This is a genomic window from Helicobacteraceae bacterium (genome assembly GCA_031258155.1).
Classification (GTDB): Bacteria; Campylobacterota; Campylobacteria; order Campylobacterales; family SZUA-545; genus JAIRNH01.
In genome coordinates, this window is record JAIRNH010000003.1 from 51972 (window position 1) to 72511 (window position 20540).

Here is a 20540-nt window from a genome sequence, read left to right on the forward strand (position 1 = left end):
TTTTATGAGCCGCCTTTCGCGCTTAATCGGCGGACGAAAGCGTCTCAAATTTATAGCGGCGGGAGCGCTCGCGGTAATGATTATACTGGCAGGGCGTGCGACACAGCCCGAATTTGACGAGCAAACGTGGCTAAGACAGACAAAATCTTACGATATTTCTCTGCTTTACGCCGATCATGCGGACGAAAACGGCAAGTTTTTTAATCCTTGGCTCGCTAGACCTTCGCTTTTTACTTTAGCCGTTCGCAAAATTTTCGCGAAAAGCTATAAAACTCCGGATTTTCCGATAGAAAATTATCGGCATATTGAAAATAGCTACGAATACCTTTCTGATAGCGCAAACTCTATCTCTTTTGTCGGACACGCCTCGTTTATAATTAAGCTCGACGGCGCGACTATTTTTTTAGACCCTTTGCTTTCCGATCGCGCCGGATTAGCGCTTAAAGAGGTAAAAATACCGTTTAATTTCGACAAAGTCCCGCAAAATCCCGTCGTTTTAATAAGCCACAATCACTACGATCATTTAGATACGCAAACCATAAACGCGCTGATCAAAAAAAAGGCGGTATTTATCGCGGGTCTTAATATGGGCGGCTATTTCCAAGATTTAGGCGCCAAAAAGATATACGAATTAGATTGGTTTCAAAGCGTAACGATCGACAAGGTTACATATACTTTTTTACCCGCGCAACATTGGTCGTTAAGAGCGGGGCAGGGCGTTGACTCTACGCTTTGGGGCGGGTTTTTAATCGAGGGAAGCAAAACGATATATTTTTCGGGCGATTCCGGATATTTTAGAGGTTTTGAAGAGTTTGGAAGGTGCTATTTGATCGACTACGCTTTGATCGGCGTAGGCGCTTACGAGCCAAGATGGTTTATGCACTATCAACACCTTAATGTAAATGAATTTTTTCTCGCGGCAAAAGAGCTTAACGCGAAAGTGGCGATACCTATGCACTTAGGCGTTATACGGCTTGGCGACGAACACACTCTGTATCCGCTCCACGATATTACCTCTCGCGTTAAAGACGACGAAGCGTTGTCTAAACGAGTAAAAGTCATGAGGGTAGGCGAATATTTTATAATCGAGTAAGATCGCGGTTATCGAGGCGAATTGGCGCTGAAAGGATAAAACTTGTCGTTTTCTTGTCGGTATTATAGTTCTGATCGGTGCGTATTATTAAAAAAACAGTGCGATCCTGGCTGTAAAGGTTGCGTTTTATACGGGAAATTCATATTCTCATCTTCAAAGCCGCCGCCAAACGCGGCGATCAAGCGCGATAAACCGAGCAAAACAGATAGAAAATAGAGTAGGGCGATCTAGTTTTTTATTCGACGCGCTACAATACGGCAACGCTTAACACTGCGGCGGAGGCGGCGATGCAAGAGTCAAATAAGCTGTTTTATCTAGGAAGAGAGGGCGGCGCGGATACGCTCTATAAAAGCAAGGACTTAACGACGCACGCGCTTATCATAGGAATGACGGGTAGCGGCAAAACGGGCTTGGGTATCGGCTTAATCGAGGAGGCGGCGCTAGACGCTATACCCGCTATTGTTATCGATCCAAAAGGCGATATGGGCAATTTGTTGCTGACATTTCCGCATCTTGCCGCCGAAGATTTTTTGCCGTGGATCGATCCCTCCGAAGCGGCGAGCAAGAATCAAAGCGTAGAGGAGGCTGCAAAAAGCGAGGCAAAACTGTGGGCGGACGGCTTGAAAGAGTGGGGACAAGACGTTTCGCGGATCAAGGCGCTGAAAAACGGCGCGGAGTTTTCTATTTATACTCCGGGCGCGTCGCACGGCAGACGGATCAATATATTAAGCGGTCTTAAAGCGCCCTCGTCGGAGCTGGCGAACGATACCGACGCGCTAAACTCTATGATCGCCTCTTCGACGGCGAGTATTCTAAATCTGATAGGCATAAACTCTGATCCGTTATCCAGTAAAGAGCATATTCTTGTATCTACTATTATCGCTCATTTTTATAAGCGCGCTCAAGATTGTGAAATGGAGGCGTTAATAGCGGCGATCATCAATCCGCCTTTTGAAAAAGTAGGGGTATTCTCTACGGAAGCGTTTATGCCTAAAGATAAGCGAATGGAGACGGCAATGAAGCTAAACGCGATTGTCGCTAATATATCTTTTTCGACATGGCTTGAGGGCGAGGATATAGATATTGATCGATTGTTATTTACCGAAGAAAGAAAGGCGCGCGTTTCGATATTTAATATCGCTCATCTAAACGATAGCGAACGCATGTTTTTTGTAACCGTATTGCTTAACAATATCGTCGCTTGGATGAGATTACAAGAGGGATCGCCGTCGCTTCGCGCTATATTATATATGGACGAAATTTTCGGTTTCTTCCCGCCGAACGGAAATCCGCCCTCAAAAACGCCTATGCTAACCCTGCTAAAACAGGCTCGCGCGTTTGGGCTAGGCGTAATTCTCGCTACGCAAAATCCTGTCGATCTCGATTATAAGGGGCTATCGAATATAGGCGCCTGGTTTATAGGCAGGTTGCAAACGGCGCAAGACAAAGATCGCGTATTGGACGGTTTGATAGGTTTAAATGGCGCGACAGTTAATAAAAGTGAGCTCGGCGCAGCTATTTCTGGCTTGAAAAAGCGTAATTTTTTATTAAAAAACGTCAATCAAGACGGACTTGTAGTATTTCAAACCCGATGGACGCTGTCGTATCTTAAAGGTCCGCTTTCGCGAGATCAGATAAAATCGCTTACGCAAAGTAATCTATCGAAAAATAAAACGCCGCTTGTTAACAAAGTTGATACGCCGCTTATACCGTATATGGAACAACGTTTTTATTATAAAACCGAAAGCGACTCTTATCGTTTAACCCCGTATTTGGTTTGTAGCGCGAAAGCTATATTTATTAACGCAAAACTATCTATCGATCTTAAGACGGCAGTTTGGGCGGAAACGGCGTTTGCTAAGGGCGAACAAACAGAGTGGCGCTTAATGGAAGCGCCGGCGCCGCTTGAAGCCGTCGCGCGCAAAAATAGTAGCTTTGACAAAATATCCGTTTTCATCGACGATCAAAAAAGATTGAACGCGCTTAAAAAAGAGGCTATCGCATATACTGGACGCGCGAAAAAACTTTGCGTTTTAAGCGCGCCGGCGCTGAAAATGGAAGCGCGCCAAGAAGAAAACGAAGACGAGTTTAGGTGGAGAATTAAGCGGAAACTGGACGAATTGTTTGAACAAGAAAGTAAAGGGCTTAAATCGATCTACGAGAAGAAGCGAAAAACGCTTGAGGATCGGCGATCGCGCTTGGCGCTAAAACTCGATAAAGAAAAAGCCGACGCGCGCAACAAAACGCTGGATACCGTCGTATCGATTGGCGGCGGTATTTTGAGCGCGCTGTTTTCAAAGGGCAAGTTGGGAAGCGTCGCTAAAGCGGCAAGCGGTATTAAAAGCGCTGGCAAAACGATCAAAGAGCAGAATGACGTTAGATTGGTAGAGCGAGAGCTTTTCGAGCTTGAGCGAGAAACGAATAACGCGTCAAACGAATTAGAGATAAAAATTCAAGAGTTGAAAGAGAAGTACGACATATCAAAAGTAGATTTTGAAGAGATTGCGTTATATCCTAAAAATACTGATATATACGACGAGGATTTGTTTGTGCTATGGAAAGAGAAATAAAGCTGGGGCGAGCGCTCTCTTGAAAATTCAAGAGAATAACTATTATGTTAACCAATCTAGAATATTCAAGATGATCTGCGTTTTCGATAAGGAAGTCAATTTACAAATACGGTATTTTGGGCAAAAAACCGAAAACGCGCTTCCTTAACTTTTTAATTTAACGCCCTCCTCTCTCCGCGCCTGTTAGCTCTTTTTATTGCGTTGGCGCTACAATGGCAGACTTTGCGACACTTATTTTTGACGAGAGGAAAGAACGATGGTAGAGGTAATATGGAAAACGGCGGCGGCGCTAATCGGCGGTTTGCTGGCGCTTTGGTTTATTAAGGCGTTGATCCGCAATTTCGTGCGTTTTGCGAAATTCGCGCCAAATCGTTACGTCTTTCGCTATAAAGGCAAAAAGATCGTTTCGGAGGGAGCGGGACTGGCGTTTTTCTATTTCGCTCCATCGACCTCGCTCGTCGCGGTGCCTATCAGTAGCGAGGACGCGCCTTTTATGCTTTCGGATACCTCCGCCGATTTTCAAGAGATCACGATACAAGGGCAGATTACCTATCGCATTTCCAACCCCGCGCAAGCGGCGAAAATGCTCAATTACTCCATAGACATCGAACGCTCCGGACTAAACTATCAATCCGACGACCCTCAGAAATTGCCCGAGCGACTTGTCAATCTAGCGCTGGTCGCGATCAAAGGCGCGATCAAGGACCTTGAATTGAAGAAAGCCATAGTAGCCTCGGACGACATAGCCGACAAAGCGCGTCAGGCGCTTTCGGAACACGATATGGTTAAAGCGCTGGGCGTGGAAATACTGGGGCTTTCCGTCGCCGCCGTCCGCCCTGCCCCCGAAACCGCCAAAGCGCTGGAAGCCGAAACGCGCGAAAGCATTTTGCAAGAATCCGATCAAGCCATTTTTCAGCGGCGCAATTACGCCGTAGAGCAGGAGCGCACTATCCGCGAGAGCGAACTCAACACCGAAATCGCCGTAGAAAACAAAAACCGCGAGATTCAAGAAAGCAAGTTAGAAACCAAACGTTTAGCTATGAAAAAGGAACTAGAGACCAAACATTTAGCAATGAAAAAAGATATGGAAATGCAAGACGAACGTCTTGCTTTTCAGGTTTTGCAGGAAGAAAAAACCCAAGCTCTTATCGACCTCAAAAGCCGAAACGACAAGGCGGCTGCCGACGCCAAAGCCTACGCGCTTAAAGCGGTTATCGCGGCTTACGAGAACACCAAGCCGGAAGTTCTGAAAATATTGGCGAATGCTGGGTTGGATTCCGGTCGGTTGCTCGCGCAAGCCTTTCAGGGCATCGCCGATCAAGCGGAAAAAATCGGCAATCTCAACATTACCCCCGATCTCTTGAACGCAATTATAGACGGCTCGGATACCAAAACCGCTTAAACAAGATCGGGCGGATAGGCTTATGAAAAAATACGATCGCCGTATCGTCGTTATCACGCGAGAGACGCGGCTTGAAAAGGCGCTCATAAGACACAACACCCGCGCCCAAGCGAAGTTCTACATCAATTCTCTAGGCGGGGATTTCGACGATTACGACGCGGAACATCGCCAATATCACGCCTCCGTGCGGGAGGCGCGTCAATGTTTGGAGGAGATGGGAAATCTCCAGATATTAGACCGCAAATACTTGCCCAATTTTATTTTTGCGCCGGAGGATATTGCGGTGGCGATCGGGCAGGACGGCTTGGTGGCGAATACGATCAAATATCTAAACGCCCAGCCGATCGTAGGCGTCAATCCCGATCCAAATCGCTGGGACGGCGTGCTTTTGCCCTTCGCGCCGAAAGACGCGGCGAAAATCGTCGAGGACGTCATAAAGGGGCGACGAAAGACGGAAGAGGTAACTATGGCGAAAGCGAGCGTCCAAAACGGACAGGAGTTGTTAGCCGTTAACGATCTTTTTATCGGGCAACGCACCCATGTGTCCGCCCGCTACATAATCAAGCATGGCGAGATCAAAGAGTCGCAATCATCAAGCGGCGTCATCGTCTCCACGGGGCTAGGTTCTACGGGCTGGATGAAAAGCGTTATCGCGGGCGCGTTGCGCATTTGCGCTTCTTCTATCATCGACGAATATCTCAAAGAACCCGCGACAGGCGCCGCGTCGAATACGTCGAATACGCAAGATAGGCGCTACGATTTTTCGGAACTCTCAAGCGCTATTGGAAAGTGGAAGAGCGAAGAGCTTATTTTTTCGGTGCGCGAACCGTTTCCAAGCAAGACGACGGGCGCAAATCTGGTTTTTGGAAAAGTTTCGGCGGATAAGCCGCTACGCATCGAATCTCTTATGGGAGAAAACGGCGTAATCTTTAGCGACGGCATGGAAAGCGATTTTCTGGCTTTCAACTCCGGCGTCGAGGCGACAATCGCCCTCGCGGACAAGCGCGGACATATCGTCGTATAACGCTCCGCGCGATCGTTAAAAGCGCGATAAAACATTCAAACTGCAGACCCGAACGCCGCGTTTCAATGCGAGTTATGCCAGCAATAATGGTTATTCGCAACGCGCTCGATCGCGCAGGGGATATGGGGAGTGACGGGAGAGGCGGACGGGCGAGCGTCCCGATTGTCCATAGGAATACTACGGCGGCAAACGCGAATACGATCTTGACGTCCAACCGCGGTTTCCGATCGCGTTTTAATCTTACCCAACTGAGCGGCGGCGTTAGTCAAAACTAGCGCCGTTAAATCCCTTTTTCCTAGCTAATCAAAAAAACCAAAACGTTTTTTTGCTCGCCGCTTCCTCGTCTGCCTTCAACCTTTCAAGCAAAGCGCAGTCGCCTAAACCGCAAGCCTTCTGCGCGTCGTCCATAGCCTCTTTATCCTTACCCATATCGCGATAGGCGTTTCCGCGTTTTACATAGGCGGTTAGATTGCCGCGATCCATACTGATCGCTCGCCCATAGTCGGCAATCATCATATTTTCGTCGCCCATTTTTTCATATATAGCGGCGCGGTTTATATACGCGACGGCTTCCTGCGGCGAATACTTAATAGACGCGGAGTAATCTGAAATCGCCTTCGCGTAATCGCCGGCTTGAGCGTAAGCCTCTCCGCGTCCGTTATACGCCGACGAGTTTTGCGGTTCGATTTTGATCAGTTGCGAGAAATCGTCAATCGCCTTCGCGTAATCGCCGGCTTTCACATAAGCTCTTCCGCGTTCGCCGTAAGCCGCGCTAGGGTTACGATCTAACGCGATTCCGGCGCTATAGTCGCTTATCGCCGCTTTATAGTTGCCGATCGCGTAGTAAGCGGCGGCGCGATCGTAATAGATCGACGCGCTTGGGTCTAAATTCGCCGCGACGTTAAGATCCAAAATAGCTTTGTTGTAGTCTTTTAAGCCGATATGGGCTTTAGCGCGGCTCGCGTAAGCCTTAGCGCCGAGTCTTGAGTTTAGTTCGATTGCCTTAGTGTAATCGTCGATCGCGTTTTTGTAGTTAGCCAGCACGTAATACGCATCGGCGCGGGCTATATACGCCCGCGCGTTTTTGGGATGCTGCTTAATCTCTTTGTTGAACTGCTGAATAGCGGCTCTATAGTTGCCCTCGCCTATCGCCAGCAACCCGCGCTCCAGAAAGGAAGCCGCGCCAAAAGCCGACAAACCAAACAATAAAAACATACACAGAGTTTTTCTCATTTTTGTCCAATCATAAAATATATCGCCGCTCGTAGCGTAATATGTATATTATATTAAAGAGCGGTTAATTACGCTTTAATTTGGTTATTACTTTTTGTCGCAACGACCAATTTTTAACCAAACAATAAAGCGCGCCGAAACAGGCGAATCTCAATCGCCAACCTCCGCAACAATCGCGTCTAGCAACCTCTCGGCTAGATTGTTTCGCAACGCTTCAAGCGCGCGCGCTTGCGCGGTTTGCGCGGTTTGCGACGACTCTTTGACCTCTAGGATAAACGCGCGCCTCGTCGTTCCGTATTCGTAATCGACAATCTCGGTTTCAAGAACGGCGCGCGCCCACTGCCAGCCGTTCTCGGCGCGAACGTCGTTTTTGAAATAACCGATCGCCTGATAATCGCTTTTATCCTGCTCGGTAAGCGTAAAACCGATAGCGCTAATCGCTTCTGATAACAGCTTTTTGCCTTCGTAATCGCCGCCCACCGAGAACTTTACGGATCGCAAAGCGGCGCGTCTGCTAGCTAGAATATCGCTTTGACCTTTATACGCCGACGGCGGCATGGCGTCGATCACCGCCAAGATCGCGGCGATCTCGCGCCGCTCGTTTAACAATCTATTCGCGAGACTTAACGCTTTCACCTTATTAAGCGGGTCGCTTTCGACGTTAGCCTCGTTTAGCAAAACGCCAACCTCAAGCTCTTTTTGCGAAAGCTCCGCGCCAAGCCTCATAGCGTTTTTAGCGCGATCCAAAACCGCCAAAGCGTAATATATCTTATTTGTTTCGTCGTAATAGCGCTCGGCGATCTCCACGCCGCCGACAGTTTGGCTGACGCGAACGTTTACCGCGCTAGAAAAGGCGCTTTCAAACTCCCCTTTTAAGGCGCTGGAAGTTTTTGAGCGCTCCGCGCTCTCGACGCTGACGCTGATTGTTTTAGCTAGATCGTTTCTCGCGCGATCGGCGGCTATATCCCGCGTAATTCCGCTGCCAATTCCCGTTATATAGCGGCTCGACGGATAGTCGCTAGCGCCGCTTACCCATTTAGGCGGCGCGGCGGCGGTCGATCCCGCTTTGTCGGCGCACGCGATAACCCCGATCCCTATTAACGCCAAAACAATTAACGCCGCAAAACGCATAAGCCGCTCCTTTTAGGAATTACTAGTATAAGCGCGGGGCGAGAAACGTCCTCTCTCCCGCTTTGATCTCTATATTATATTCTTTTGCGCCGATCGTTACGCGCCGCCAACCGCGATCTAGCCGCGCGCGCGCGATATAGATAGAATCAGGCAGAGCATACCACCCGCGAGTATCCGCCACTTCGGTCGCAACGTTGAAAAGGTTCATAACAAGTTTCGCCATCGAAGCGGCTCCGCCGTCGTTTTTGCCTCCCGCCGCCGCCCCTACGGCGGCTTCCGTCGCCTTTTTGGCTACGAGCCTAGCGACGGCGCGCGCCGTAATAGCGGGCATATCGTCGTTAAGCGTTTCCAAAGCGATCGCCGCGACGTTTTCGATCGGCTCAAAAATCGCCTGTTTATCATCGACTAAAAACCAAGCGGGGGCGGAAAACGGTCGCGTTTCATAATGCGGAAGCGAAACGCTAATCAACCCGATTGAAGAGCCAACCATTATGTCGGAGGCGCGTTTGATCGGCGCGAACCCGCCGCTTAAAATTACGATAAGCTCTCCTTGATCGCGATTGATCGCGCCAAAATCGCCCGACAAACCGAACTCGCTTTTATATTGATTGTATTCCTGCGTCGCGCCTAGTTTTTTAGAAAGGCGCAATAGATCGTTTTTGAGATAATTTGGTAGATTGACGCCGAAATAGCCCTCTTTATATACGCGATACGCTTGACGATACGATACAAGCGCCTCGCTATTTTCGCCTAGCGCCTCGAACACCGCGCCGCTTAAATACCTCAGCGCCGCGTCGTCTTGATACTCTCCCGCGTCGATTGTCTTTAGCCTCTCGTCGCCTTGCATAATCTCGACGCGCGCGCCGTATAGATCGCCCTTAAGCAGATAGTTGATCGCCGAATAAAAACTTGTCAGAACGCGCTCAAAATCGGCGGCGGCGTAAGCGATCGCCCCGTCGTTTATTAGCGCGGAAGCGGCTTGTTCGCTGACGCTGATCGCGTCGTATTCGGTAAAAAGCTCCTTTGCCGTCTCAAACGACTCGGAGCTTTCCTCGTAACGACCTAAATCCTGCAAAATCATCGCGCGGTTCAACTCGAATACGACCCTATCGCGATCGGCGGGCGTTTTGCTCTCTAGCGCTTGCAACGCGGCTTCAACGTTGTTGGCTTTTAGATTGCTCTCTACCCGCGCGAAACCGCTAGAGTGCGGAGCGCAACCGGTAAAAAAGCAAAACGCGATAACGGCGAATAGCGCGGCTCGCATAGACTACGGACGCACTCTTTTGTTTTCGACCAGCTTCTTGATTTTTTCCTGCCCGTTCCAAACAATCTCTTGCGATTCTATGTTTGTGAGCGTCAGATCTACCTGATAGTATTTGACCGCCGTTTTACCTTCGCTGTCTATGATCGTATTGATCGAGCCGCCCACGATAAAGTCCGCGCCGATCTCTTGGCGCTCTTTTTTGCGGGTGTCCTCTTTGGCGTATTGATCTTGTTCCACGCGCTCGTCTCGCGCCGAGAGGCGATCGTCTCTTGAGGCGATAAACCGCGCTTCGCCGGAGTTGATCACAGCGCGCTGAATATCGCTGATAAACGTCTGCGTGTTGATATGCTCGTGGCTAAGATTTTTGATCTCGCCAACCGTCAAAACGGGCGCTTTCTTAGAAGCGGCGTAGAACCTAGCCAGCCAAGGAGCGTTAAGCATATCGCGGATCATCGTCTCGCCGGTCATTCTCGAATCCGCGTCGTTCCAATCGCCGCTAAGATCGATCGTTTCGCCAACGTCAACGCGGGTAACTTTCGTGGAGCAACCGCTTAAAAGCAGGGCGAAAATCGCCGCGCCTATCAATAAGACTTTTTTCATCTTTGTCCCTTGTTTTGAATTAATAATTATACAATCAAAAAACTATCTAAAACGCGCGGCGCGGCGATAAGCCGGATTCTGTCTTGGACGACGATTTCTCTAGGTCGTTTGTCGCCAAACGACTCAAGCGAGGCGTTCGCTTTGCGGAGCTTTAACCTGACGCCTCTTGCTACGGGTTGGGCTTGCCTACAACCTTTGTCGCCAAAGGTTTGGTGGTCTCTTACTCCGCCGTTTCACCCTTACCGCGTAAAACGCGGCGGTTTGTTTTCTGTTGCGCTTTCCCTAAGATCGCTCTCGCCGCTCGTTAAGCGGAACCCCGCTCCGCCGTAGCCCGGACTTTCCTCGCGTTTTACCGCGCCGTCGCCTGCCGCGCCGCGAAGCGAATTATAGCGCCGCAACCAAAACAAACAGAGAACGTCTTTGCTCGGATAAAACGGCGGCTTGCAAGGAGGGGCTATAATTATCCGAAAAATCGCGGCGCGATAAAGGAGCGTAAGTGTTTACAGGTTTGATCAGAGAGATTGCGCGAACGACGTTGACGGGCAATCGCTTGCGCGTAAAAGCCTCTTACCGTCCAAAGATAGGCGATAGCGTAGCCGTCAACGGCGCTTGTTTAACCGTCGTCGCTATAGACAAAGAAGGTTTTAGCGCCGATCTCTCCTACGAGACGCGCCAATCGATCGCGACGGAAAACCTAAATTTTCAAGCGCATATAGAGCCGGCGATGGTTATGGGCGATCGTTTCGAGGGGCATATAGCGCAGGGACACATCGATTTTATAGGCTCAATTCAAGCGATTGAAACGCAAGGCGACGCTCAAAACTTTTTTATCGCGCCGCCAAAAGAGGCTATGCGCCTGATCGCCCCTAAAGGCTCGATTACTATCGACGGCGTAAGTTTGACGATCAACGACGTTTTTGAAAGTTCATTTAAGCTGACGCTTATCCCGCACACGTTAAAAAATACGCTTTTTAGCGGCTATAAGGTAAATCGGCGCGTAAATATAGAGACCGATCTTTTTGCCCGTTACGCGGCGCGGATTTTGGACTGCGGCGCGATCAAAAACGATCTTCCGCGCGATAGGCGACGCGAGATCGATCTGATAACGGCGATCTTCTAGCCGCGCCGTTAACGGCGCGGCGCGCGACTACTTGCCGATCTCCTCAAACTCGTTGTGCTTCCACATATAAGCCAACGCCGACAAGAGTATGAAATACAACACAAAGATAACGCCCAATCGGTTGCGTTCGTCCTTTTTCGGATCGCCGATTTGATCGATATACTCGACCGCCTTAGCCTGCGCCTGTTGCGTTAAACCGACGCGGGGCATCGACGTGCCAAGCAGATGTTTTTGCGGATCGTTGATAAAGGTTTGCAGATAGGATTCGCCCTTAGAACGAATCATCACCGATAGGTCCGGCGGCAAAACGCCGCCTAGATAGGATTTTAGCTCGCCCTCTTGCGCCTGTAACGCTACCTTGTCGTATATAAAGCTGTGGCAACGCGCGCAAGCGTTAACGGCGACGCTTTTCGCGTCGATCTCCTCTATTGGCTTAGCTTGCGACTTAATAAAGCCGACAATGTTTGCCGCATCGTCGTCCGTAAGACCTAGAAACGGCATTTTGAAGTAGGTGGAGCGAACCTTTTCGTCGAACGAGGCGATCGCCTTTTGCGTCGTTTCGTTAGCCGTCTGCTCCGCCTCTTCGAGCGTCATATTGGGATGCGCGTCGATCAGCTTTTGCGCGTCTTGCGGCAACAAGGCGTTTTGACGCGCGGTATGACCCGCTATCAATACCGCGTTAGCGGGGTCTTTAATCAACTCGACCAAAAATACCTCGTCGTAAATGCTAGTCGCGTTGGACAGATCGGGCGGTAGCAATCCGTTGGCGTTTATCAGATCGATCGCCGGCGTTACAATACCCGTCGTTTCCATATTATGACACGCCGCGCACATATTCTTAAACGTTTCCGCGCCTACGGCGAGATTGGCGTTAGCTATCAGGCTTTTGACCCTATTGCGTTCGGCTTCCACTTCGTCCCTGCCCAGCGTTGGATAGAGATCGGCAAACGTATAATCTTCGGGGGCTACCTTAGGATTAAACACATGGTGCGCGTAAGGCTCGATCCCAATATAGGTAACGATCACAAAACCTACCAAAACGGCTAATATTTTAAGGCTTTTCATTGATCCGCCTTTCTATCGCCCGCTTCTTTAGCGGGTTTGGCGCCCTCTTTGGTCGCCTCTTGCGCGGGCTTGATCGCCTCTGGCGCGAGTTTAACGCCCTCGCCAAGCTCGCGCGCTTTTCTCTCGCGGGAGCTAAGGATTGGCAGAGCGACTAGCATTAGCCCCAAAAACGAGATCGACAGCAAAAAGCCGATCCACGCGTTAACTCCCGTCGGCGGCAACTTGCCGTAGATCGTTAAAAAAACGAGAACAACCATCAACGACCAGAACCAGTATTTCATCAGCGGGCGCTTATGCATAGGCAGCACAAGCGGATCGCGATCGAGCCACGGCAACGCGAAAAATACAGCGTTCGCCACGCTAAAAGCGATAAAGCCTAATCCCGAACTAAAGAAAAAGCCGCGAAGCACCTCGTAAGACCAGAGAAAATACCATTCGGGATAGATATGCTCAGGCGTTTTCATCGGATCGGCGGGCAGGAAGTTGATCGGGTCCATCGCAAATCCGTAGCTGTAAAAGACAAGAAAGAAAAAGAGCGCGGACGCCACGCAAACGACAAAAATATCCTCCGCCATAAACTTAGGCCAGAAAGGCATTACTTTAGAGCCAACCTTGTTGCCGGCGAGATATTTTTTCGCCTCCGTTTCAAAGTCGATCTCTTCGCTATCCTCGTTATTGACGTGCGGCGCGCGCAAAGCGTACATATGCAGGCAGATAACGCCGATAATCACGACGGGCAGCAAAAAGACGTGAAGCATAAAGAAGCGCGTCAGCGTCGCGTCCCCCACCGCGTAATCGCCGCGTATCCACACGACCAGATCGCTTCCGATAAACGGAATCTCGCCAAAAAGACCGGTGATAACCTGCGCCGCCCAGAAACTCATCTGCCCCCACGGAAGCATATAGCCGCTAAAGCCCGCCGCGCTAAAGGTAACAAACAGCAAAACGCCGCTAAGCCAGATAATCTCGCGCCCCGATTTGAACGAGCCGTAGTAGATACCGGTGAACATGTGAATATAGATAAAGAGGAAAACCAGACTTGCCGCCACCGCGTGCATATGCCTAAAGAGCCAGCCGAACGCCACCTCTTGCATAATGGTGTAATTGACGCTGTAAAACGCCATGCCTTCGTCGGGCTTGTAATACATCATTAGGAATATGCCCGTAACCACAAGCACCGTAAAGAGCGTGGCAAGTACCATTCCAAAACTCCACAAGAAGTTGATCTTCTTGGGAATCCAATATTCCGTCATCATCACTTTGATAAAGGCTTTGCCCCAAAGGCGTTGATCGAGCCACTCCCCTATGCCGTTTGCTTTTTTGAAATTAGCCATTTTCGCTCTCCTTTAAGCTAACGACGCGAGTCGTTTATACTCCTCGCCCTCTTCGCCAAGCACGATTACCGCGCCGTCTATCCTAAAAGGAGGAATATCAAGCGGACGGGAAGGAGGTCCGAAAGTATTAACGCCGCTTACGTCAAACTCTCCGCCGTGGCAGGCGCACTTGAACTGCTGCGCGCTTTGATTCCAAGCGGGAATACACCCTAGATGAGTGCATAGCGCGACGACGATCGTGTAGGCTGCGCCGTTAATAACGACGTCGCGTTTTTCGTTAAGCGGCATATTATCGCCTTTTTTGAGGATATAAACCGGTTTCTTACGATAAACGACTCTAATCAACTCGCCCGGCGTTAGCGCGGAAATATCCACCTCGGTCGTGCCAGCCGCGATTACGTTGGGAAGCGGGTCCCATGTGCGCTTCATGCCGTAGAGAGCGGCTACGCCCCCCGCCGCCGCGGCTACGCCAAGCGCCATGCCGGCGCCCTTTATGAAGCCGCGCCTTTTGGAGTTATACTCCATCTTCGCCCCTTTTCTTTGAAATATTGGGTTTAGGTTACAACTACCGCGATTGTTAAACGCGGCTTAAAACGTCATATTTTAGCCCTCTTTGCCTAAAAAGAGCGCCTAAATTTATCTGCGCCTGTTCAAAAACGCGATTTTAATAGCTAAAATATCCAGCGCCGCGGGGGTCATACCGCTGATCTGTTCCGCGTCAAAAAGCGTTTGCGGTCGGAAGCGCTTCAGCTTTTGCGTGATTTCCGCGCCAAGCCCTTCGATCGCGCTAAAATCAAGATCGGCTGGGATAGATAGCGTCTTCATCTCCCTCATGCGCTCGATCTGCTCTTGCTGTTTAGTTAGATAGTGATCGTATTTCGCGGCGATAAGAATCTGCTCTATAGCTTCGGCGCTTACCTTTTCAAAATAGCCGTCGATCGCGCGCAATTTCGCCTCGTTAAAACTTGGGCGCGAGGCGAGCGTCAAAAGCGAGGTTTTTTCGCCGATCGCCTCTTCGCCGATCGCCTTTAGACGGCTTAACGTTTCCGCGTTGTTGGTTAGAAAACGGGTTTTGAGGTAATTAACGCCCCCGCTCGTCTCGTTCGCTTTGCGCTCGGCGCGATCAAACAAAGCGCGATCCGCTAGTCGGTAGCGGTAGGCGTATTTCGCCAGACGCAAATCGGCGTTGTCCTCTCGCAACTGCAGGCGGTATTCGGCGCGGCTGCTAAACATTCGATACGGCTCGTTCGCCCCTTTGGTTACTAGATCGTCGATCAAAACGCCGATATACGCCTCGTCGCGCCCTAAGACAAACGGATCCTCCCGCGCGATGAACAGCGAGGCGTTAATCCCCGCCATAATCCCCTGCGCCGCCGCCTCTTCGTAGCCTGTCGTGCCGTTAATCTGCCCCGCGCAAAATAGCCCCGCGATCCTCTTAGTCTCGAGACTATGCTTTAACTCCGTCGGCTGAATGTAATCGTATTCGATCGCGTAGCCGTAGCGGGTAATCTCCGCTTTTTCAAACCCGTTTATCGATCGAATAAACGCCTCTTGAACGTCGATTGGCAGCGAGGTGGAAAGCCCGTTAAGATAGTATTCGCCGCTTAAGCGCGATTGCGGCTCGACGAAAATCTGATGGCTCGTCCGATCGCTAAAACGGCTAATTTTATCCTCGACGCTTGGGCAGTAGCGCGGTCCCACGCCCGTGATCTGTCCGGTAAAGATCGGCGAGCGATCAAACGCCGCGCGGATAATTTCGTGCGTTTTTTCGTTGGTTTCGGCGATAAAGCAGGGGATTTGCGCGGGCGCGAAATTGGCGATCGGCGTTCTTAGGCTAAAAGGTTTGGGCGCCTCGTCGCACTCTTGCCTGATCAGTTTGCTAAAATCAATCGACTTCGCGTCTATGCGCGGGCAGGTGCCTGTTTTTAGCCTGCCTATCTCGAAACCTAGCGATCTTAACTGCGCCGCGAGCGTTATAGACGGCATCTCTCCCATGCGCCCCATTTTTAGTTTTTTTTCGCCTAGATGAACGACGGAATCCAAAAAAGTGCCGGTAGTTAATACGATCGCGGCGCAGCGATACTCCGCTCCCAATCTGGTTTTGCCGCCGACGATCCTGCCGCCTTCGATAATAAGCTCCTCTAACATATCTTGCGAAACGATCAAGTTTTGCTCGGCTAAGCAGTATTCGCGGGCAAAAAGCGGATAGGTATCCATGTCGATCTGAACGCGGCTGCCGCGCACCGCCGGACCTTTGGAGGCGTTTAGCGTGCGGTATTGCAGCGCGGCTTTGTCGGTCAAAATCCCGATAACGCCGCCCAAAGCGTCGGTCTCTTTGGCGAGGTGTCCCTTGCCGAGACCTCCGACGGCGGGATTGCAACTGATCGCGCCGATCTGAGAGATAAGCGGGGTTATCAACAGAGTTTTGCGTCCCGTTTTGGCGGCGGCGAGCGCGGCTTCTACTCCGGCGTGTCCGCCGCCGACAATGATTAAATCATATTTTTGCATTGGCGAAATTGTAATAAAATAACCGTTGAGCAACTAAAAGGGTCGATGTTGGAAGAAAATATTTCGCAAGAGCTAACCAATATATTAAACGATCTGGAACGGATCGGAACGCTAGTGGCGCGCAAAGAGGCGGAGCTTGGCATCGCGCGCGACGCGTCGATCGCAAAGCTAGGCGCGGACTGTTACGAGCTAAAAATCAACGATCGATCCTACTATCTCGACAAGGCGCGTTTTGAGGCGCTGGCGTCCCAAATCGGCGCGATCGCGAAAGAGTCGCTATGAGCGTCGTTACGAAACGGCTGGGTTTTTTTCTGATTTTCGACACGGTTTTATCGTTTTTATCGTTTCTGTTCGCGTATCTCTTGCGATTTAACTTCGATATTCCCCAGCCGTTTTTTGAGGGGCTTTGGTTCTATTTCCCGATCTTATGGGCGCTAAAAATCGGCGCGTTTGGCGCGTTTGGCGTCTATCGCGTCCCTTGGCGCTTCTTTTCGCTGGACGGATTGCAGCGGCTTGCATGGGCGCACGCGCTCGCCTACGCGCTCTTTTTCGCGCTGTTTTTCGCCGCGAGCGGCTTATCTGGCAATACCCTGCCCGATTTTTCCAAATCGATCCCCGTTATAGACGGCGCGATCTCTATCGTGCTGATCGGCGCGTTGCGCGTGGCTAAACGTTTCGTCGTCGAATCGCGCGCGCGCGGCGGCGAAACGGCAAAGGCGATCGCGATTGTGGGCGCGAACGAGAACGGCGAGCGGGTCTTTCGCTCGCTCGATCGCGGCAGATACGCGGCGCGTTTTTTTGTCGATTCCGATCCGCTTAAACGCAAACAGCGCATTCACGGGTTGGAGGTGGTAGGTTTCGACGAGTTTAAGGGGCTCGCCGCCAAACGCGGCGTTACGGAGGCGATTATCGCGGAGGACGGCGAAACCTCGCTAAAAGAGATTTACGAACGCTTAAGCGAAGCGGGCGTAACTCAGGCGAGGCGCGTCGCGCGGTTGGACGGCGAATATGAAAAGCTGAAAATCGAGGACCTTTTAGCGCGAAATCCAAAAGACCTTGACAAAGAGGCGATCGCCGCTTTTATCAAAGGCAAAAAGGTTCTCGTTACGGGCGCGGGAGGGACAATCGGCGGCGAGCTGTCCAAACAAGCGGAGCGATTTGGCGCCAGCGAGTTGATTTTGGTCGATTCAAGCGAATACAACCTCTACTCGATCGGACAGGAGCTTGAAAAGGCGCGCTTGATAACGCTAAACGTCTCCGATAGGGAGGCGGTAGATAGGTTGTTTGCCCAAACAAAGCCGCAGATCGTCCTGCACGCCGCCGCGTATAAACACGTCCCGCTGTCGGAGGCAAACCCGAAATCTACGGCGATCAACAACATAATCGGCGCTAAAAACTGTATCGACGCGGCGATCAAACATAGCGTCGAGGTCTTCACGCTAATCTCCACCGATAAGGCGGTGCGCCCGACAAACATAATGGGCGCGACCAAGCGCGTCTGCGAACTCTACCTACAAAACGCGCCTAGCGGCGCTACGCGCCTAGCGGCGGTGCGCTTTGGCAACGTGTTAGGATCGAGCGGATCGGTTATCCCGCGCTTTCGGCGGCTGATCGACGAAGGTAAGCCGCTCACCGTAACGCACCCTGAGATCACGCGCTATTTTATGCTGACGAGCGAGGCGTGCGAGCTTGTGTTGCAGGCGGCTTCGTTAGCGCGCGGCGGCGAAATTTTCGTGCTGGATATGGGCGAACCGGTCAAGATCGCCGATATGGCAAAAAAGATGCTCGCTTTGGCGAATAAGCCGGAGCTTGGCGTCGTATATACTAGTTTGCGCGCGGGCGAGAAACTTTACGAAGAGCTATTGATCGACGAGAGCGAAAAAACCGCGAAATACCCCTCTATTTTCGTCGGCAAACCCACAAAGACCGATTTCGCGGCGCTAAACGCGCAAATAGCCGCGCTTACGCAATCTAGCGACGAAGAGATAGCCGCGATCCTAAAGGCGATCGCGCCCGAATTTCACCACAACAAAGGAGCGTAACATGCAATCCATCTTTAGAGAATACGATATACGCGGTATTTTTGAAAAGGAGTTAAGCGCCGAGAGCGTCAAAAAAATAGGTTTTACGCTTGGACGCGAGATAGGAGCTGGCAAAGTCGTAGCGATTGGATACGACGCGCGCGTTCATTCGCCCGCGCTGTTCAACTATCTTGCCAGCGGCTTTAACCGCGCCGATCTAAAGGTCTTAAATATAGGTATGTCGCCCACGCCGGTTAGTTACTTCGCGGGTTTTCAGGAGTTTAACGGCGCGAAGCCGGACGCTACGGTGATGATCACGGGCAGCCATAATCCGCCCGAATACAACGGCTTTAAGATTACGATCGCCAACGCGCCCTTCTTTGGCGAGCAGATTTACGCGCTTGGACGAAAAGTCGCCGCCTGCGACGAGAGTATCCCCGATAATTTCGCCGCCGAAAAGATCGACGCGCTTAGCCGCTATATAGCCTATCTTAGCGAGCAGTTTAAGGGGTTAAAAGGGTTGAAAACGCCGCTTGTTTTCGATATAGGCAACGGCGTGGCGGCGATCGCGCTTAAGCCGGTTTTGCAAAACTTAGGGATCGAGGCGAAACTGCTATTTGAAGAGCCGGACGGAACGTTTCCCAACCACCACCCCGATCCAAGCGAAGAGGAGAACCTCGCGCTGTTAAAAGAGGAGATGAAAACGAGCGGGCAAAAATACGGCTTTGCTTTCGACGGAGACGCGGATCGCGTCGCGATGTTAAGCGCCAAGCACAACTTCAAAGGCGATATTCTCTCGATTTTCTTAGCGCGCCATATCAAAAACCCGATCGTGATCGGCGAGGTTAAATGCTCTCAAGTGATGTATGACGAGATCAACAAATTTGGCAAGGCGATCATGCACAAAACGGGGCATAGCAACCTCAAGGTGAAGATTAGAGAGACAAACGCGAGTTTTGCCGCCGAAGTGAGCGGACATCTATTTTTCAACGATCGCTATTTTGGCTACGACGACGCGATTTACGCCGCCTTGCGCCTTGTCGAGCTTGTGAAAGAGGGCTTTGATTTCGACGCGGAGCTTGAAAAACTGCCCAAACTCTATTCGACCGACGAGCTTAAAGTCAAAACGACCGAAGAGGAGAAGTTTAACATTATCGATCGCCTGAAAGTCGCGCTAAAAAACCCAAACGCCGATCTGCCAAAGATACGCGAAACTATCGATATAGACGGCGTGCGCGTAGTTTTTGAAAACGGCTGGGGGTTGGTGCGCGCGTCCAACACAACGCCCGTTTTAGTAACGCGCTTCGAGGCGAATAGCCCTGAAAATTTGCGAACGATCCAAACCTCGCTTAGCGCGCTGTTAGATACGTGCAGATAACGGCGATCGCCGCCTCTTTCAATCCTAAACGCGCGGGATTTGCGCGTTCAATCTTCGCGCCCTTGCGTGGTAAAGTCTGCGGCGCGAGTTTTTTAGCGCCAGCCGCCGTAAAAAGCGGCTTTCGCGTCATAAAACGGCGCTAATCGTTCAAAAGCGTTTATACGTTTTTTAGCTAAACGCCTTTGCGGATTAAAATTTGGAGGCTTTCGCCGCTTTAATAGCGACAAACGAGGCGGTAATATAAATCGGCGTTTCTCGATCAAACGCCGCTACGCTACGTTTTGCTTTCGCTGGGCAAGATGTTAAATCAACGCTAATTTAAGCGAAATTGATCTAGCATTCGCTAATTTTGATTTCATCAGGAAGGAGATTGTTGCAATGCAACTCATTCAGTTTGGATCGATCCTTAATCGCGTTATCGAAGGTCAAAAAAAGATTCCTCTCTCTCTCTCTCTCTCTCTCTCTCTCTCTCTGTAATTAGCCTAACCTTTCTAATATTGTTAGCGGGTTGCGGAGGCGGCGGAGGCGGTAACAACAACAACAACAATGTCCCCGCTATAGAGTGGCAAAAATCGCTTGGCGGTAGCGACTATGACTACGCTCGTTCTATTGGGCAGACAAGCGACGGCGGCTATATTATCGCGGGTGAAAGCCACTCTAACGACGGCGATGTAACCAATCATCGCGGCTCTACCGGCAATCCCGACTACTGGATCGTAAAACTAAACGCAAACGGCTCTATCGCATGGCAAAAGAGTCTTGGCGGCAGCTCCGCTGACTACGCTAATTCCATCCAG

16 protein-coding genes, 1 other RNA gene and 1 pseudogene are annotated in these 20540 nt (G+C 50.8%); 9 read left to right on the top strand and 9 right to left on the bottom strand.

The features are described 5' to 3' along the window. Nucleotides 1–4: 4 nt before the first annotated feature. From LBF86_00660 to LBF86_00675, 4 genes are all read left to right on the top strand, one after another. The gene (locus LBF86_00660) at nt 5–1093 is read left to right on the top strand and encodes an MBL fold metallo-hydrolase (GenBank protein MDR0664024.1); all 1089 of its coding nucleotides are present in this window, start codon (nt 5–7) and stop codon (nt 1091–1093) included. A 287-nt stretch (nt 1094–1380) separates the two neighbouring features. Continuing rightward, nucleotides 1381–3663, top strand: coding sequence for a DUF87 domain-containing protein (locus LBF86_00665; GenBank protein ID MDR0664025.1), 2283 nt, complete (start codon nt 1381–1383; stop codon nt 3661–3663). Between the two features lie 256 nt (nt 3664–3919). Further along, nucleotides 3920–5065 (top strand): SPFH domain-containing protein, encoded by a 1146-nt coding sequence (locus tag LBF86_00670; protein MDR0664026.1) that lies wholly within the window; start codon nt 3920–3922, stop codon nt 5063–5065. A 22-nt stretch (nt 5066–5087) separates the two neighbouring features. Then, nucleotides 5088–6089, top strand: a complete 1002-nt coding sequence (locus LBF86_00675; GenBank protein ID MDR0664027.1) for a hypothetical protein — start codon at nt 5088–5090, stop codon at nt 6087–6089. Nucleotides 6090–6392: 303 nt separating this feature from the next. Here LBF86_00675 and LBF86_00680 read toward each other — a convergent pair whose 3' ends face one another. From LBF86_00680 to rnpB, 5 genes are all read right to left on the bottom strand, one after another. Next, nucleotides 6393–7322: a tetratricopeptide repeat protein gene (locus tag LBF86_00680; protein ID MDR0664028.1), complete on the bottom strand. Its 930-nt coding sequence runs from the start codon at nt 7320–7322 to the stop codon at nt 6393–6395. Between the two features lie 150 nt (nt 7323–7472). Next, nucleotides 7473–8453, bottom strand: a complete 981-nt coding sequence (locus tag LBF86_00685; GenBank protein ID MDR0664029.1) for an LPP20 family lipoprotein — start codon at nt 8451–8453, stop codon at nt 7473–7475. A gap of 22 nt (nt 8454–8475) precedes the next feature. Then, a complete protein-coding gene (locus tag LBF86_00690) occupies nt 8476–9717 on the bottom strand; it encodes a hypothetical protein (GenBank protein ID MDR0664030.1) in 1242 nt (413 codons plus the stop codon). A gap of 3 nt (nt 9718–9720) precedes the next feature. Beyond that, nucleotides 9721–10317 carry a penicillin-binding protein activator LpoB gene (locus tag LBF86_00695; protein MDR0664031.1) on the bottom strand — a complete coding sequence of 199 codons (597 nt, stop codon included), beginning with the start codon at nt 10315–10317 and terminating at the stop codon, nt 9721–9723. Nucleotides 10318–10368: 51 nt separating this feature from the next. Next, nucleotides 10369–10693, bottom strand: an RNA gene (gene rnpB, locus LBF86_00700) — RNase P RNA component class A. 120 nt (nt 10694–10813) lie between these two features. Here rnpB and LBF86_00705 point away from each other — a divergent pair. Continuing rightward, the gene (locus LBF86_00705; GenBank protein MDR0664032.1) at nt 10814–11437 is read left to right on the top strand and encodes a riboflavin synthase; all 624 of its coding nucleotides are present in this window, start codon (nt 10814–10816) and stop codon (nt 11435–11437) included. A 27-nt stretch (nt 11438–11464) separates the two neighbouring features. On the opposite strand, the gene LBF86_00710 is transcribed toward LBF86_00705, so the two are convergent. The 4 genes and pseudogenes from LBF86_00710 to mnmG all read right to left on the bottom strand — a co-directional run bounded on the left by LBF86_00710 (nt 11465) and on the right by mnmG (nt 16344). Further along, the gene (locus tag LBF86_00710; protein MDR0664033.1) at nt 11465–12502 is read right to left on the bottom strand and encodes a c-type cytochrome; all 1038 of its coding nucleotides are present in this window, start codon (nt 12500–12502) and stop codon (nt 11465–11467) included. Between the two features lie 110 nt (nt 12503–12612). Next, a pseudogene (locus LBF86_00715) lies at nt 12613–13836 on the bottom strand (cytochrome bc complex cytochrome b subunit). Nucleotides 13837–13848: 12 nt separating this feature from the next. Beyond that, nucleotides 13849–14361: a ubiquinol-cytochrome c reductase iron-sulfur subunit gene (petA, locus tag LBF86_00720; GenBank protein MDR0664034.1), complete on the bottom strand. Its 513-nt coding sequence runs from the start codon at nt 14359–14361 to the stop codon at nt 13849–13851. A gap of 111 nt (nt 14362–14472) precedes the next feature. Continuing rightward, nucleotides 14473–16344 carry a tRNA uridine-5-carboxymethylaminomethyl(34) synthesis enzyme MnmG gene (mnmG, locus tag LBF86_00725; protein ID MDR0664035.1) on the bottom strand — a complete coding sequence of 624 codons (1872 nt, stop codon included), beginning with the start codon at nt 16342–16344 and terminating at the stop codon, nt 14473–14475. 45 nt (nt 16345–16389) lie between these two features. Between mnmG and LBF86_00730 the strand changes: the two genes are divergently transcribed. From LBF86_00730 to LBF86_00745, 4 genes are all read left to right on the top strand, one after another. Beyond that, nucleotides 16390–16626 carry a hypothetical protein gene (locus LBF86_00730; GenBank protein ID MDR0664036.1) on the top strand — a complete coding sequence of 79 codons (237 nt, stop codon included), beginning with the start codon at nt 16390–16392 and terminating at the stop codon, nt 16624–16626. Then, nucleotides 16623–18386, top strand: a complete 1764-nt coding sequence (locus LBF86_00735) for a polysaccharide biosynthesis protein (protein MDR0664037.1) — start codon at nt 16623–16625, stop codon at nt 18384–18386. The genes LBF86_00730 and LBF86_00735 overlap by 4 nt, the downstream gene beginning before the upstream one ends. Before the next feature lies 1 nt (nt 18387). Beyond that, nucleotides 18388–19743 carry a phosphomannomutase/phosphoglucomutase gene (locus LBF86_00740; protein MDR0664038.1) on the top strand — a complete coding sequence of 452 codons (1356 nt, stop codon included), beginning with the start codon at nt 18388–18390 and terminating at the stop codon, nt 19741–19743. 497 nt (nt 19744–20240) lie between these two features. Continuing rightward, the coding region (locus LBF86_00745) for a hypothetical protein (protein ID MDR0664039.1) at nt 20241–20540 on the top strand (300 nt) is incomplete at its 3' end.

What these genes read in the sequence shown, in the direction of transcription:
- LBF86_00680 (MDR0664028.1), bottom strand. Translation starts at nt 7,322, where the DNA reads ATGAGAAAAACTCTGTGTATGTTTTTATTGTTTGGTTTGTCGGCTTTT.
- LBF86_00675 (MDR0664027.1), top strand. Translation starts at nt 5,088, where the DNA reads ATGAAAAAATACGATCGCCGTATCGTCGTTATCACGCGAGAGACGCGG.
- petA (MDR0664034.1), bottom strand. Translation starts at nt 14,361, where the DNA reads ATGGAGTATAACTCCAAAAGGCGCGGCTTCATAAAGGGCGCCGGCATG.
- LBF86_00670 (MDR0664026.1), top strand. Translation starts at nt 3,920, where the DNA reads ATGGTAGAGGTAATATGGAAAACGGCGGCGGCGCTAATCGGCGGTTTG.
- LBF86_00660 (MDR0664024.1), top strand. Translation starts at nt 5, where the DNA reads ATGAGCCGCCTTTCGCGCTTAATCGGCGGACGAAAGCGTCTCAAATTT.
- LBF86_00735 (MDR0664037.1), top strand. Translation starts at nt 16,623, where the DNA reads ATGAGCGTCGTTACGAAACGGCTGGGTTTTTTTCTGATTTTCGACACG.
- LBF86_00665 (MDR0664025.1), top strand. Translation starts at nt 1,381, where the DNA reads ATGCAAGAGTCAAATAAGCTGTTTTATCTAGGAAGAGAGGGCGGCGCG.
- LBF86_00730 (MDR0664036.1), top strand. Translation starts at nt 16,390, where the DNA reads ATGTTGGAAGAAAATATTTCGCAAGAGCTAACCAATATATTAAACGAT.
- LBF86_00710 (MDR0664033.1), bottom strand. Translation starts at nt 12,502, where the DNA reads ATGAAAAGCCTTAAAATATTAGCCGTTTTGGTAGGTTTTGTGATCGTT.
- LBF86_00685 (MDR0664029.1), bottom strand. Translation starts at nt 8,453, where the DNA reads ATGCGTTTTGCGGCGTTAATTGTTTTGGCGTTAATAGGGATCGGGGTT.
- LBF86_00690 (MDR0664030.1), bottom strand. Translation starts at nt 9,717, where the DNA reads ATGCGAGCCGCGCTATTCGCCGTTATCGCGTTTTGCTTTTTTACCGGT.
- LBF86_00740 (MDR0664038.1), top strand. Translation starts at nt 18,388, where the DNA reads ATGCAATCCATCTTTAGAGAATACGATATACGCGGTATTTTTGAAAAG.
- mnmG (MDR0664035.1), bottom strand. Translation starts at nt 16,344, where the DNA reads ATGCAAAAATATGATTTAATCATTGTCGGCGGCGGACACGCCGGAGTA.
- LBF86_00695 (MDR0664031.1), bottom strand. Translation starts at nt 10,317, where the DNA reads ATGAAAAAAGTCTTATTGATAGGCGCGGCGATTTTCGCCCTGCTTTTA.